Annotated in this window: 12 protein-coding genes and 1 pseudogene; 5 read left to right on the forward strand and 8 right to left on the reverse strand. The window is 71.1% G+C overall.

The annotated features are described in order from the left end of the window. Positions 1–215: 215 nt before the first annotated feature. Positions 216–1,031 (reverse strand): SAM-dependent methyltransferase, encoded by an 816-nt coding sequence (locus AOK15_RS14210; RefSeq protein ID WP_055516523.1) that lies wholly within the window; start codon positions 1,029–1,031, stop codon positions 216–218. A 189-nt stretch (positions 1,032–1,220) separates the two neighbouring features. Between AOK15_RS14210 and AOK15_RS14215 the strand changes: the two genes are divergently transcribed. Beyond that, a complete protein-coding gene (locus AOK15_RS14215; protein ID WP_055516525.1) occupies positions 1,221–2,189 on the forward strand; it encodes a serine aminopeptidase domain-containing protein in 969 nt (322 codons plus the stop codon). Between the two features lie 125 nt (positions 2,190–2,314). Here the strand turns inward: AOK15_RS14215 and chvE are convergent, their stop codons facing one another. Both chvE and AOK15_RS14225 read right to left on the reverse strand, forming a co-directional pair. Beyond that, positions 2,315–3,412: a multiple monosaccharide ABC transporter substrate-binding protein gene (gene chvE / locus AOK15_RS14220; RefSeq protein ID WP_055516528.1), complete on the reverse strand. Its 1,098-nt coding sequence runs from the start codon at positions 3,410–3,412 to the stop codon at positions 2,315–2,317. A 539-nt stretch (positions 3,413–3,951) separates the two neighbouring features. After that, positions 3,952–5,442: an FAD-binding protein gene (locus AOK15_RS14225; protein ID WP_055516530.1), complete on the reverse strand. Its 1,491-nt coding sequence runs from the start codon at positions 5,440–5,442 to the stop codon at positions 3,952–3,954. A gap of 610 nt (positions 5,443–6,052) precedes the next feature. Between AOK15_RS14225 and AOK15_RS48795 the strand changes: the two are divergent. Beyond that, positions 6,053–6,355: pseudogene (locus tag AOK15_RS48795) on the forward strand (calcium-binding protein); the annotation flags it as partial. A gap of 104 nt (positions 6,356–6,459) precedes the next feature. On the opposite strand, the gene AOK15_RS14235 reads toward AOK15_RS48795, so the two are convergent. Further along, positions 6,460–6,660 carry a type II toxin-antitoxin system VapB family antitoxin gene (locus AOK15_RS14235; RefSeq protein ID WP_055516534.1) on the reverse strand — a complete coding sequence of 67 codons (201 nt, stop codon included), beginning with the start codon at positions 6,658–6,660 and terminating at the stop codon, positions 6,460–6,462. A gap of 136 nt (positions 6,661–6,796) precedes the next feature. Here AOK15_RS14235 and AOK15_RS14240 point away from each other — a divergent pair, with 136 nt between their 5' ends. Beyond that, positions 6,797–7,084 (forward strand): hypothetical protein, encoded by a 288-nt coding sequence (locus tag AOK15_RS14240; RefSeq protein ID WP_055516536.1) that lies wholly within the window; start codon positions 6,797–6,799, stop codon positions 7,082–7,084. 69 nt (positions 7,085–7,153) lie between these two features. On the opposite strand, the gene AOK15_RS14245 is transcribed toward AOK15_RS14240, so the two are convergent. Beyond that, positions 7,154–8,470 carry a ferredoxin reductase family protein gene (locus AOK15_RS14245; RefSeq protein ID WP_055516538.1) on the reverse strand — a complete coding sequence of 439 codons (1,317 nt, stop codon included), beginning with the start codon at positions 8,468–8,470 and terminating at the stop codon, positions 7,154–7,156. 258 nt (positions 8,471–8,728) lie between these two features. On the opposite strand from AOK15_RS14245, the gene AOK15_RS14250 reads away from it, so the two are divergent. Next, on the forward strand, positions 8,729–9,787 hold the full coding sequence (locus AOK15_RS14250; RefSeq protein ID WP_055516540.1) for a LacI family DNA-binding transcriptional regulator: 1,059 nt from the start codon (positions 8,729–8,731) through the stop codon (positions 9,785–9,787). A 36-nt stretch (positions 9,788–9,823) separates the two neighbouring features. On the opposite strand, the gene AOK15_RS14255 is transcribed toward AOK15_RS14250, so the two are convergent. Further along, the gene (locus tag AOK15_RS14255) at positions 9,824–10,213 is read right to left on the reverse strand and encodes a YybH family protein (RefSeq protein ID WP_055516542.1); all 390 of its coding nucleotides are present in this window, start codon (positions 10,211–10,213) and stop codon (positions 9,824–9,826) included. A gap of 63 nt (positions 10,214–10,276) precedes the next feature. Between AOK15_RS14255 and AOK15_RS14260 the strand changes: the two genes are divergently transcribed. Then, the gene (locus tag AOK15_RS14260; RefSeq protein ID WP_055516545.1) at positions 10,277–11,374 is read left to right on the forward strand and encodes a helix-turn-helix transcriptional regulator; all 1,098 of its coding nucleotides are present in this window, start codon (positions 10,277–10,279) and stop codon (positions 11,372–11,374) included. Between the two features lie 27 nt (positions 11,375–11,401). On the opposite strand, the gene AOK15_RS14265 is transcribed toward AOK15_RS14260, so the two are convergent. Continuing rightward, positions 11,402–11,896: a hypothetical protein gene (locus AOK15_RS14265; protein WP_240508429.1), complete on the reverse strand. Its 495-nt coding sequence runs from the start codon at positions 11,894–11,896 to the stop codon at positions 11,402–11,404. Between the two features lie 39 nt (positions 11,897–11,935). Beyond that, the gene (locus AOK15_RS14270; protein WP_063798983.1) at positions 11,936–12,631 is read right to left on the reverse strand and encodes a DUF5825 family protein; all 696 of its coding nucleotides are present in this window, start codon (positions 12,629–12,631) and stop codon (positions 11,936–11,938) included. Positions 12,632–12,818 lie beyond the last annotated feature (187 nt).

Raw genomic sequence — 12,818 nt, forward strand, 5'->3', positions numbered from 1 at the left:
ATCCGTTCCCGGGCCTTCGCCAGCATCGGCTCCACCGGCGGTCGCAGCACCATACGTCAGGTCTACGACCAGCCCGCCCGGCCCGCGACCCGAACGCGCCCCCGCCCCCGGCCCTCCGCCCCTCGCCCCAGCACGTCGCGCCTCGGCCCGTGCGTTTCAGCCTGTGCGCCTCAGCACGTGCGCGGCAGCTCAGGGCGCCCGCCGCACCGCGGCTGTCAGGGCTTGCGGGCCAGACCTCCGTGCTCGCCGATGAGCTCGGGCGCCGCGTCGTCCGGCCCCGGACGCCACTGCGTGACCGACACCACGCCGGGTTCGATGAGCTCCAGGCCGTCGAAGTAGGCGGTGATCTGCTCGGGGGTCCGCAGGTTGTACGGCACGGCACCGCTGCTGTTGTAGGCCTCCTGGGCCTGCTCGAAGACGGGATCGATGCCGAGGGAGCCGTCGTTGACGGAGAGGTAACTGCCCGACGGCAGGGCCGCCATCAGCCGGGTGACGATGGAACGGGCCTGCTCGTGGTCGGCGACATGACCCAGGATGTTGCTGAGGATGAGAGCGGTGGGCCGGCCGAAGTCCAGCGTCTCTGCGGCGGCCGCGAGGATGCGGTCCGGCTCCAGCACGTTGGCGTCGACGTACGCGGTCGCCCCCTCCGGCGTGGAGTAGAGCAGCGCGCGGGCGTGCGCCAGGACCAGCGGGTCGTTGTCGACGTACACGATCCGCGACTCGGGCGCGATCCGCTGCGCGACCTCGTGCGTGTTGTTCGCGGTCGGCAGCCCCGTACCCACGTCGAGGAACTGGCGGATCCCCGCCTCCGCCACCAGGTACGTGATGTTGCGGCGCAGGAACGCCCGGCTGCTGCGCGCGATGGTGACGATGCCGGGGAACACCTTGGTGTAGGCGTCGCCCGCCTCCTCGTCGACCGGGTAGTTGTCCTTGCCGCCCAGCCAGTAGTTCCAGATACGGGCCGAGTGCGGCACCGACGTGTCGATCCTCTGGTGCGCCGCCGGTCCGGGCGTGCTCGCGTGTTCGGTCATGAGTGGCGTCCGTCTTTCCACCGAAGCATTTGACGTTTCAACAGACAACCTACGCCCCGACACCCCCGCGCCGCACGCCAGTTGACGAACCGGTCGACGAATCAATGGACGATCCAGGTGGCGTATCCGTTCCCCGCGGGCGCGGATCCTGGCCGGACGGCCGGTCGGCCGCTGTGCTTCGATGGGGTCATGGGTGATCAGAACGGCGAGGGCCAGGAGGCGCGTTACCGTGCCTTGGACGCGAGGGTGACGCGGCTGTACGGCGAGGGGCGGCTGGACGAGGCGCTGAAGGCCGTGACGGACGCGGCTCCCGGACTGTCCCGGCGGCGCGCGGACCTCGCGCATCTGACCGCCTGTCTGCTGGCACTCACCGGGCGCCCCGAGGACGCGCTCGCGGAGCTGCGCGCCGCGCTCGGCGACGGCGCCTGGTGGAGCCCGGTGATCCTCGTCGAGGACGACGACCTGGCCGACGTACGGGACCTGCCGGGCTTCGACGCCCTGCTGAAGGAGTCCACCGCCCGGCACGCCGACGCGAACGCCGTTCCGTTCCCGCCCCTCGTACGACGGCCGCGGGGCCCCGCGCGCGGGGTGCTGGTCGCCCTTCACGGGGCCGACCAGGACGCGGCGCTGGCCGCGCACCAGTGGGCGGCGGCGGTGGAGGCCGGGTTCGTGCTGGTCGCCGTCGACTCCTCGCAGCGGTCGACCCCGCTCTACCGCAGCTGGCCGGACGCCGGTGTCGCCGTACGGGACGTCACCGCCGCCCTCGCCGAGGTGGACGAGGCCGACGGTTCGCTGCCGCTGCTGGCGGCGGGCTTCTCGGCGGGCGCCCGCGCGGCCGTCCTGTGGGCCCTGTCGGACGCGCCCGTACGCCCCCGCGGATTCCTCGCGGTGGGCCCGGCGCTCACCTCCGCCCACCTCGACGGGGAACGGCTCGCCAGGGCCGCGCAGGGGGCCCTGAGCGGCCGGATGCTGGTGGGGGAGCGGGACGACGACATCGCCCCCGAGATCTTCGAAGCCCACGCGCTGCTCACCGGGGTGGGCGCCGACGTGACCCTGGAGTCCGTCCCCGGCCTCGGCCACGACTTCCCCGAGGACTTCCCCCGGCGCCTCCCCACCCTCCTGGAGGCGCTTCTCCCGCCCCGCCCGGCGCGGCCCTGAGGGAGGCCGCGCCCGGCGCGTACGGGGCCGCCGGCGGGCTTCGTGCGGGGCGTCCACGGGCGTGTGTTGCGGGCGTCCACGGGCGTGTGTGGGGCCTCGTCGGCCCGGACCGCCGCCCCGTGCCGCTACTTGAGTTCGGCCGCCGTGTAGTAGCCGCCGGCCACCAGCACGTCCTTGTAGTTGCTCTTGTCGACGCTCGTCGGCTGGAGCAGGTACGCGGGCACGGGCTTGGCGCCGTTGTTGTAGGCCCGCCTGCTGTTCAGGTTCGGCGTCTTGCCGTTGAGGACGTCGTCGACCATGTCCGCGGCCATCTCGGCGAGCAGCCGGAGGTCCTTGTAGACGGTCTGTGACTGCTCGTCCGCGATGATCGACTTCACCGACGCCAGTTCGGCGTCCTGACCGGTGATGACCGGCAGGGGCTTGGCGGCGGAGCCGTAGCCGTGTGCCTTGAGCGAGTTCAGGACACCGATGGAGATGCCGTCGTACGGCGACAGGACCGCGTCGACCGTGGCGCTGCGGTACGCCTTGGTGAGCACGCTGTTCATGCGCTTCTGCGCGGTCGGCCCGTCCCAGCGCAGCGTGGTGACCTGGTCCATGTCGGTCTCGCCGGACCGGACGACCAGCTGCTTGGTGTCGAGGTACGGCTTCAGCAGGTGCATCGCGCCGTCGTAGAAGTACCGGGTGTTGTTGTCGTCCGGTGAACCGGCGAACAGCTCGATGTTGAACGGACCCTTGCCGTCCTCGAGACCGAGCTCGTCGATGATGTAGCGGGCCTGGAGTCGGCCGACCTGCTCGTTGTCGAAGGACACGTAGTAGTCGACGTTCTTCGTGTCGAGGATCAGCCGGTCGTAGGAGATCACCGGGATCTTCGCGTCGGCGGCCTTCTTGAGCACGCTGTCCATCGACTTGTTGTCGATCGCCGCGATGATCAGCGCGTCGACGCCCTGCTCGATCAGCTTCTCGATCTGGGCGACCTGCCGCTTCGGGTCGTCGTCGCCGTAGACCAGCGTGGTCTTGTAACCCTTGCCGGCGAGGTCGTCCACGACGCTCTTGCCGTCGGTGAGCCAGCGTTCGGAGGCCCGGGTCGGCATCGCGACGCCGATGGTGCCGCCCTCGGAACCGTCCGCCGAAGCTCCCCCGTCGTCCTGACCGCACGCGGACAGGGTGAGGGCGAGCGAGACGGCTCCGGCGATCGTGGAGAGGGCGGCTCTTCGGGTGTGCATGTGATCGTTCCTTGTTCTTCTCGTCGTTGAGAGCAGGACGGCTTGTCAGCTGTCGATGCGGCGCTGCCTGGGGAGGGCAGAGCGAGACCGAGCCGGCCGCGCCGTGGGGGCCGGGCTTCGGCAAGCGTGATCGAGGCGCGGGCCACCCGGCATCCGGGGTCCGCCGGCTCCCGTGCTCCCTGTGCCGATGCGCACCGGTACGTACGTCGGGCCGCGCCGCGGCGTTCCGGCCACGGGGCGGCTGATTCCGGTGATGCGCAGGACACTTGTCTTTCAAACCGTTCGATAAGTCGTCACACGGTCGAATGTTTGCGTGACCATAGGGACACGGTGCGCATGATGTCAACGGGGTGAACAGGAACGGTTACGCAAAGGTGAAGGGTGAGGGGCTCCGGTGACGGACGTGACCGGGGTTCCCTACTGGGGCGAAAGAGGCGCCCGGAGGGGCGGACACGGGGCTCCGACGAGGGGATCCCCGTGTCCTGAAGTCGCTCCATCACGGGACGGTCCGTACCGCCCTCGCGTGCCGAGCCGGAAGGTCAGAAGATGCCCGGGCCGGGGGTGAGGATGCCCTTGGGGTCGTAGCGGTTCTTCCACGTCACCAGTCGCGGCCACATCGAGCCGTAGTGGGCCTGCCAGTCGGCCTGGGTGAACGGGCAGGCGCCGTGCGGGTAGCGGGTCCCGCCGACGGCCGCCGCCTGCTGGTAGAGCCGGTAGTTACGGTCCGTCATCCGCGACGCGAAGTCGGGGTCGGGGCCGGGTCCGGCCGAGTCGGTCAGGACGCTGACCAGCCACACCCAGGGGCCGCCCGAGGAGCCGGGCAGCCGCAGCAGCGGCCGTCCGTAGGTCGAGCGCAGCATCGGGAAGATCAGGCCGAACCCCGTCGGGCCCAGATCCTCCGGCGTCAGCGACGGGAACACCGAGGAGACGAAGTCCTCGACGGCGTCGTCCGGCAGAAACAGGTCCAGCCACGGCTTGACCTTCGCGTCCCAGCCCAGGTTCGCCGCGAACGAGTCGTACATGCGGGTGACCAGGAGGATGTAGTCGAGGAAGCCGTAGTCCTCGAAGGCGGCGCCCGCCGCGGCGGGGCTTAGGCCGCGCAGCAGGTACGACGCGTCGGGCACCTCGCCCGCGTCGTGGAAGACGGTGGCCCACAGCGTCAGCGGCTGCGCCGTGCCGGGCTGCGGAATGCTGCCGAGGGAGTCGAACTCACCGCGGTTCGCCAGGATCCTGACGTCCCGGAAGAACGCGGCGACGTCCGTGTACCCGATCCGGTACGTACGGGCCGACTGCTTGGCGGGCACCAGGTCCACGGTCGCCCGTGTGATCACACCGCACTGGCCGAGTCCCCCGAGCGCCGCCTCGAACAGGTCGGCGTTCTGGGTGCCGGAGCACTGCAGCAGCCGCCCGTCGCCCGTGACCATCTCGAGCTTGCGGGCATGGTCGACCTGGGCGCCCGCCCGGTACGACGACATCATCCCGATGCCGCCCATCGAGAGGGTCCCGCCGACGGTGGTCCCGAGGTAGCTGGTGATCGACGCCGGCCTGAGGCCCTGTCGGAACGCCGCCTCGACGAGGTCCTTCCACAGCACGCCCGCGTCGACGTCGGCGCTGTCCGTGCCGATCGAGTGGATCGTGTGCAGCGACTCCATCTCGATGACCAGTCCGCCGCTGACGAGCGGTTGACCGAACATCGCGTGATGCGCGCCGGCCGGCGCGGTCTTGATGCCGTGGGCCGAGCAGTAGGCGAGCATCTTCCGGATGTCCTTCACCGAGCCCGGTCTGAGTACCGCGCAGGGTCTTCTCACGACGATGTTGCCCTGGTCGTGGGAGTTCGCCGTGAGGACGTCCGGGTCGAACGTGAGGGTGCCGTCGAGAGGCGGGACCGCGGCGAACGAGGCGCTGTCGGCGGCTTCGGCCACCCACTGGCGTCCCACCAGGTCGAAACCGGCCACCAGCGCTACGGTCCCGGCCCCCAGCCGGGACAGGAACCGTCGCCTGTCGAGCTGACCTTGTTCTGTACGTGACATACCAGTCTCCCTGGTGTTGGCGCGGCGGATCGTCGGCACACCCCAGTGGGGGTGCCGTGTCGCAATCTGCGGGTGACTTCAGCCGTTCACGGGTGGCAGTGGTGCGGTCCGGACCTCGGCGCGGCGAGGTGACGGAGTGTCCTGACCCGTGTCCTGACCGGGTCGGCGCTTCTCACTCATGGCGATCTTCCCCCTGAACTGTCCCCGGGCTCATCATGGCCAAAGACAGCCTGTCGCGCGAGAGTTGAATCGTACTCAGAGACCGGTTTACGGTCATTGGCGCACTGATTCGTGAAGAGATCGCGGGGGAAGTCGCGGGGGAATGCGCGGAGCGGGTGTCGATGTCATGGTGGTGTCGCCTCCTGCGGGACGAGGCCGCCTCGCCCCGCCCCCTCGGCCGCGGGGTCCTGTCGATCCACATCGACGACACCAGGCACAGCAGCGCGATCACACACAGCACGAGGGGCACGGAGCGTGCTCCCGCCCACTGGATCATCGCGCCGAGGGCGGGGGCCCGCAGCGACGCCGCCGAGCATGGAGGCGGCGATCGTATGGGCACTGGCGCTGCGCGCCATGGGGGCGGTGCGGGTGAGCCAGCGGCACCAGCGGCAGCGACACCATCACCGGCACCTCCGGCAACGACGTGATCTGCGCCCTCGGCGGTGACGACACGGTCAACGCGGGCTCGGGCAACGACACCGTCCACGGCGGCTGCGGCAACGACCGCATAGACGGCGGCTTCGGCAACGACACCCTCAACGGGGGCCCGGGCAACGACACCCTGATCGGCAACTACGGCACCGACAACCTCAGCACCGTCGACAACGTCGCCGGCAACGACACCGCCAACGGCGGCCCCCACACGGACACCTGCACCACGGACCCGGGCGACACACGCATCGGCTGCCCCTGACCCACCCACCACGTGGGGCCCCGCACACCAGGTGCGGGGCCCCACGTGTTCCTTGCGCCCTACGGCGACCAGTGGCCGACCCGTGCGGCGGACCCCGGCCGTGATCAGCCCTGCGGGTCCTGCGGCCTCACCTCTACCTCGCGCAGGTTCTGGTCGGTCCGCTCGACCCGCGCCTCCGTGCGATGGCCACGGGCGATGTAGTCCCGCACGACCAGTTCCACGGCGTCCTGGGGCGATCCCACCCCGGCCAGGACCATCACCTCCACCACCAGTTCGGCATCCAGACTGACGTTGACCTTGGCCATGGCTCTCCCCTTCGACGCGTGCTGCCCGGACTCTAACCGCAGCCGGCCCACCGCCACCGCCGGACAAGCGCTTGTGACCCTCCCCGGCCCCGGTTACCGTGCGGACAGTCGCCGGGACGCGCCCGAGGAGGCAGCCATGAGATCGCGCCTGCAGTGGACCCACGGCCGCGGAGAGCGTGTCGCCGTCGCACGCGGGCAGACGTACCTGGCCGAGATCGTCCTCAAGGTCCTCGTCGTGGTCGGCCTGCTGTACATGCCGGTCCTCGTCTTCCACTTCGGCACCTGGCTTCCCTTCGCCGGGGCGGGCCTCTACCTCCTCTGGGAACTCGGCCGCGTCAGCAGCGCCCTCGGCGAACTCGCCGCCCTCTGGAACGAACAGCACCAGCCGCGCCAGGAACCCGCCCGAAGCGTCGCCCTCAAGTGACACACGACGGAGCGCCGCGGCCCGCCTCCTCGGCGGCCACGGCGCTCCGTCCACCCCTCACCGACCCTGTCAGGCCAGCCCGAACCGTTCGGCGTGCACCTGCCGCGGGGGAACCTTCAGCGCGCGCAGCGAGGTGAGCACGGCCGTGGTCATCGCCGGCGGACCGCACACGTACACATCGCGTTCGGCCACGTCGGGAACCAGCGCCCGCAGGTTCTCCGGGTCGAACGGCGGGGCGCCCTCCCCGGTGCGGCCGGCGAGCAGGTGCAGCCGCCCACCGAGGTCACCCACCAGCGTCCGTACCTCGTCGCCCAGTACGGCGTCCTCCTCGCTGCGCACCCGGTAGAGGACGACGACGTCGTCGGCCGCCTCCTCCTCCAGCAGAGCGCGCACCGGAGTGATCCCCACCCCGCCCGCGATCAGCAGCGCGCCGGGCCGCGTCCGGTGCAGCGACGTGAACGCCCCGTACGGCCCCTCGACGAACGCGCGGCTCCCGACCGGGACGTGCCGCAGCCCGGCGCTGGCGCTGCCGACCGCCTTGGCGGTCAGCCGCAGGGTGCGGCCGTCCGGCGCCGCCGACAGGGAGAACGGGTTGGCCAGCCACCAGTGGTTGTGTCCGGGGAACCGCCAGATGCAGAACTGACCGGCCCGCGCGGGCAGTTTGTCGAGGTGGCGTCCGGTGACGTGCACCGACACCACGGAGTCCGACTCCGGCACCACGGCCGCGACCTCGAACCGGTGATAGGCGTTGCGCCACACCGGCATCACGATCCGCCCCGTCACCAGCGCGCCGAACGCGAACAGCCACAGCGCCCACCAGTAGACCGTCGCGAACGCGGAGGAGCTGAACGTCGTCGTCTCCTGCAGCTGGTGCACGAACGCCAGCCCCAACGCCACGTACAGCAGCAGGTGCAGGGCGTGCCACGTCTCGTACCGCAGCCGCCGCCGCACCTGCCGGGCGGAGACCGCGGCGATGACGACGACGATCGCCGCGGCCAGCATCCCGAGCAGCGACGCCGGCACCCCGGCCAGGGCGAAGAACGTCTTCGTCATCGACGCGTCGTCGAGCCGCGCGTAGCCCAGCACCACAAGCACGGCGTGCGTGAGGAGGGTCCACAGCAGGGTGAAGCCGACCCAGCGGTGCCACACCGTCAGCCGGTCCATGCCGATGCGCCGGTCGAGCCACGGCAGCCGGGCCACCAGCAACAGCTGGAACAGCATCAGCACCGCGGCGTGCAGACCGAAGAACTTGGCGACCGTGAGCGTCCCGTTCTTGCCGGTCCCGGCGGTGAGGAACAAGATCTCGACGATCACCACGTTGACGATGACGAACGTCCACAGCGCCCAGCGCGCCGCTATGACCGGAGGTATGGTGCTCTGTCGCACCCGTGAAATCGTCGCCTCCACCGCTTCCCCTTTTTGCTCATGTGAGGTACTCGTGCCCGGCACCCGGCGAAACGCGGCCCCGAGCGTCCTAACCTGATACAGCCGCGATCCCGGCACAATCCGGAACTTGGCGTATTCGAAAGCTTTACGTGGCCGGTACGCGCCCGGTTCACCCCGCGACCGCCCCGGCCGCCGTGGCCGGTACGCTGTGTGATTAATGTCTTAACCACAAGCCGTGCAGGGCTGTTGAGGTAAGAGATGACGATCTCGCGGGTCTGGCAGCGCCCCACACTCGGTGCCGTGGCCGAACGGGCCGGGGTGTCCACGGCCACCGTGTCCAACGCCCTGAACGGCACCGGACGGCTGTCGGAGGCGACCAGGCAGCGCGTGCTCACCGCGGCACGCGAACTGGGCCACGCCCAGGCCAGCACGGCCCGCGCGGTGGCCCGCGGCAGCACGGGAGTGCTCGGCCTGACCACCACGGCCTACGGCGACCTGCCCGTCTCGTACACCGAGATCCCTTACTACGCGCAGTTGACGCTGAGCGCGATGGCGGCGGCGCACGAGCGCGGCTACATGCTCATGGTGATGCCGAACTCCCTGTCGCCGTGGATGTGGCTCAACATGCCGATGGACGGCGTCATCCACGTGGATCCGCGCACCGACGACCCGGTGCGTTCCCTGCTGCGGGAGCGGGGCATCCCGATGGTCACCGACGGCCGGCCGCTCCAGCCGCACTGGAACGACGCGTGGGTGGACACCGACCACGACATGGGCATGAGCCTCCTGCTCGGCCATCTCGTCGAGTCCGGCGCCCGGCGCATCGCGCTCTCCCAGCCGGCCCACGACGACGCGTACTCGCAGCTGATCGGACGGGCCTACGCGTCCTGGTGCGCCGAGCACGACATGCCCGCCCTCGTCGAGGAGTACGCCGTGCCCGACTACTTCACGGCCGAACGGGAAGCGGTCGGCCGACTCCTCGACCGTGACCCCCGCCCGGACGCTGTCGTCGGCGTCTACTCCGACTCCGGCCACAACATCCTCGCCGCCGCCCGGCACCGCGGCCTGCGGGTGCCCCGGGACCTGCTGGTGGCCTGCGTCAGCGAGGACCCGGAGTACGCGACGACGAACCCGTCGCTCACCACGCTCAGCCTGCGCCCGGACCGGGTGGGCGTCGAAGTGGTCGACCTGCTGATCTCCCTCATCAACGCCCGCGGCGGGGTGAACCGCCACCGGATCGTCCAGCCCGTCCTCATCCCCCGCCGCTCCACCCGCAGGCCACCACCGACTCCCCGGCGAAGGGAACGGCCGGAGTGACGCGTTCCCCGCGCGGCACCCTTCGCCGGGACACGGTCAGGCGGTGATCGCGGGCTGGTCGGCCACCCACAGCCAGGATCCGTCGGGCTGACGGCGGGCGATCTCCACGGTGATCTCACCGTTGGCCAGCGTGCAGGCCGTCAGAGCCAGATCGCCGGTGATCAGGGGCGGGTGCTGCCGGCCCGGCTCAAGGACGGGCGCGGCCGCGACGAACTGCTCGTACACCTCACGGATCCGGGCGTGTCCGGTGGCGAGGCCGCCCGGCGGAAAGGCCAGCACGGCGTCCGGCTCGTACAGCGCCACCAACCCGTCGACATCGCCGGCGTTGGCACGCTCGATGAAGTACCTCCCCAGGTCGTTCGGCTCCGTCGCGGCCTCGTGCTGTGTCGCGGTTTCTCCGTGTGTCAGGGCTTCTTCATGTGTCATGCGGAGGAGCCTCTCAACGGATACGTGACACCCTGTGTCATGTATTCCGGGTAGGTTCTCCGTATGCGCGCCGACCGGTTGGTGTCCCTGGTGCTCCTGCTGCGGCAGCACGGCCGGCTGTCCGCGACCGCGCTGGCCCGGGAGCTGGAGGTGTCCCCGCGCACGGTGCTACGCGACATCGAGGCGCTGTCCGCGGCAGGCGTACCGGTGTACGCGGAGCGCGGCCGGCACGGCGGTTTCGCGCTGCTGCCCGGTTTCCGGACCGAGTTGACCGGGCTGAGCCACGACGAGGCACTCGCGCTGCTCGTCGCGGGATCGCGGCGGGGCGCGCAGGCGTTCGGACTCGGCGCGGCACTCGCCTCGGCGATGCGCAAGGTCGTGGACGCGCTGCCGGAGAACCAGCGGGCCACGGCCGCCGGCGCGGCCCAGCGTCTGCTCGTCGAACCGGAGACCGATCTGCTCTCGCGCAGGCTCACCGCCGAGGAGGTGCCCGACACCGTCGTGACGGAGATCCGGCGCGCGGTGTTCGCCGGACACCGGCTGCGCATCCGTTACGCGGCCGTGGACCGGGCGCCGACGTGGCGCACGGTGGACCCGATCGGCCTGGTCACGGTGCGCGGCCAGGGCTATCTGCTGGCCACGCGCTCCGGCGCGGACCGCACCTACCGGCTGTCGCGCGTCCTCGCCGCGCGGGAACTCGACCAGCCGGCGCAGCGCCCCGACCGGGTCGACCTGGACCGCATCTGGCAGGAACGCAGCACCCGGTTCCGCACCGGCGGCGACCAGGTCACCGTGGTGCTGCGGCTGGACCCGGCGCGGCGGGAGGAGTTGGCGGGCACCGCGCTGACCGTCGTCGCCGACGCCCCCGAAGAACCTCATGAACCCGGCCGACCCGATGAACCCGCTCCGTCCGATGAACCCGCTGCGTCCGGTGGGCCCGACGAACCCGGCGGGGACGGCCGAGTGCGGCTGCGGGTCACGTTCCAGGACGCGCAGCACGCCGAATGGGCCCTGTGGCGCCTCGGGCGGCACGCCGAAGCCCTGGCCCCGCAGTGGTTGCGCGACTCACTCCGGGACCGCGCCGCCGCGATCGCCGCCCACTACGGAGCACCGTCCGAAGCGCCCCCGGACGGGCGTGGAGGGTACGGGGCCGCCCGATGACCCGGAGGCGCGGCGCGAGAGCGCGGGTCAGATGCCCATGGAGGCCAGCTCGATGGGCGTGCGGTGGTTGGCGGCGGCGGTGACGACGCAGGCGCGGTACGTGCGGCTGGTCCTGACCGCCCGGAAGTAGTCGCGGATGTTCTGCCAGTAGCTGAGGAGGTATCCGACGCCGGGCACGAAACCGGGTGGGCGGGGCACCAGGGCGAACGCCTCGGAGCATCGCAGGATCTCTCCCGTGGCCGTGGACAGGACGTTCGCCACATCGGTGTTCATGTTCCAGCCGGCCGCGAGTTCCGGGGTCCAGATCGCCCCGGCCACCTCCCGGAGGCGTTCCTGCTCCTCGGGCGTCGGATCGCTCAGCGCGCCCGCGGCCACGGCGGAGTGCGCGCTCGGCGACGACGGACCGTCGGCCGCGGACGCGCTCGGCGCCAGCACGGCCGCCGCGACGACCGCGGTCACCCACAACGCCGCCGCCCTGGTGCCACGACGCATGGTCCGCCCCTTGCTCGCTGTCACTGTCACGGACTGTCTCCTCATGTCAGACCTCACTCATGACCGCGCTCAGACGGCCATCGCTTCCTGGAGCCAGCGCGAGACCCGGTACGGAAGCCACCACACCAGCTCGTCGACCCGCAGGACGAGGTGCTCGGAGGCGAACTCGTCCAGGATGCCGGCGGGGACGTCCGTGTGGTGCAGACCCCGGTCGAGCCCGCTGACGGCTTCCGCGTAGCGCGGCTCGTCGGCGGTGAACCGCCGCAGATCCCCCCAGCGCCGGTCGCGGATCTGCAGGAAGCCGGGACCCTGACGCCACACCAGCTTGCAGAGGTAGTGGCGGGTCCGCCAGGCGTGCAGCGCGCTGTCGGTGTCGGTGGGCCCGGTGAGCGTGCGGGGCGGCTGAAGATGGGAGAGGACCTTCCACAGGTGGTCCGCCTGGTCCTGAGGGAGGATCAGATCCCAGTCGACCTGGACGGCACGGGCCGTCAGGTCGCGGACGAGGCTCAGCCGGTCGATCGCCGCGCGTGCGGCGTCCGGTCCGGGCGCGGACAGGTCCACGGGGACGTCGAGTTCGACGAGCCGCGCGCCGAGGGACCACAGGTGCGCGGCGTCGTCGGGAGTGGCGGCGAGAGGGACCCGGCCCAGGGACATGCCCGGCAGTGAACGGGCCTGCGTGTCGTGATCCCGCCATGCGAGCACGGTCGGTGTCGGGGCTGGTGTCGGGGCGGGCGGCGATGTCGGTGTCGGTGCGCTTGCGGGCATGCTCGGTCCTTGTCGGTGTCCGTGGCCGATTGAGGGGCGGGCGGGCAGGAGCGCGGCGGTCAGGGCAGCACGGGGGCCGGGGCGGCGGAAGCAGTGGCCGTCAGTTCCTCGTCGGATTCGGCGGCCGCCCTGGTGTGCACGTGGCGCATGTAGTCGAGGCGCAGCAGGTCCTGGTTGACGGAGGCGG

The sequence above is a fragment of the Streptomyces ossamyceticus genome, assembly GCF_001418475.1.
Lineage (GTDB): Bacteria > Actinomycetota > Actinomycetes > Streptomycetales > Streptomycetaceae > Streptomyces > Streptomyces ossamyceticus.

Coding starts and splice junctions, on each gene's coding strand:
- AOK15_RS14225 (WP_055516530.1), bottom strand. CDS start 5,442: ATGTCACGTACAGAACAAGGTCAGCTCGACAGGCGACGGTTCCTGTCC.
- AOK15_RS14250 (WP_055516540.1), top strand. CDS start 8,729: ATGACGATCTCGCGGGTCTGGCAGCGCCCCACACTCGGTGCCGTGGCC.
- AOK15_RS14255 (WP_055516542.1), bottom strand. CDS start 10,213: ATGACACATGAAGAAGCCCTGACACACGGAGAAACCGCGACACAGCAC.
- AOK15_RS14235 (WP_055516534.1), bottom strand. CDS start 6,660: ATGGCCAAGGTCAACGTCAGTCTGGATGCCGAACTGGTGGTGGAGGTG.
- AOK15_RS14210 (WP_055516523.1), bottom strand. CDS start 1,031: ATGACCGAACACGCGAGCACGCCCGGACCGGCGGCGCACCAGAGGATC.
- AOK15_RS14270 (WP_063798983.1), bottom strand. CDS start 12,631: ATGCCCGCAAGCGCACCGACACCGACATCGCCGCCCGCCCCGACACCA.
- AOK15_RS14260 (WP_055516545.1), top strand. CDS start 10,277: ATGCGCGCCGACCGGTTGGTGTCCCTGGTGCTCCTGCTGCGGCAGCAC.
- AOK15_RS14215 (WP_055516525.1), top strand. CDS start 1,221: ATGGGTGATCAGAACGGCGAGGGCCAGGAGGCGCGTTACCGTGCCTTG.
- chvE (WP_055516528.1), bottom strand. CDS start 3,412: ATGCACACCCGAAGAGCCGCCCTCTCCACGATCGCCGGAGCCGTCTCG.
- AOK15_RS14240 (WP_055516536.1), top strand. CDS start 6,797: ATGAGATCGCGCCTGCAGTGGACCCACGGCCGCGGAGAGCGTGTCGCC.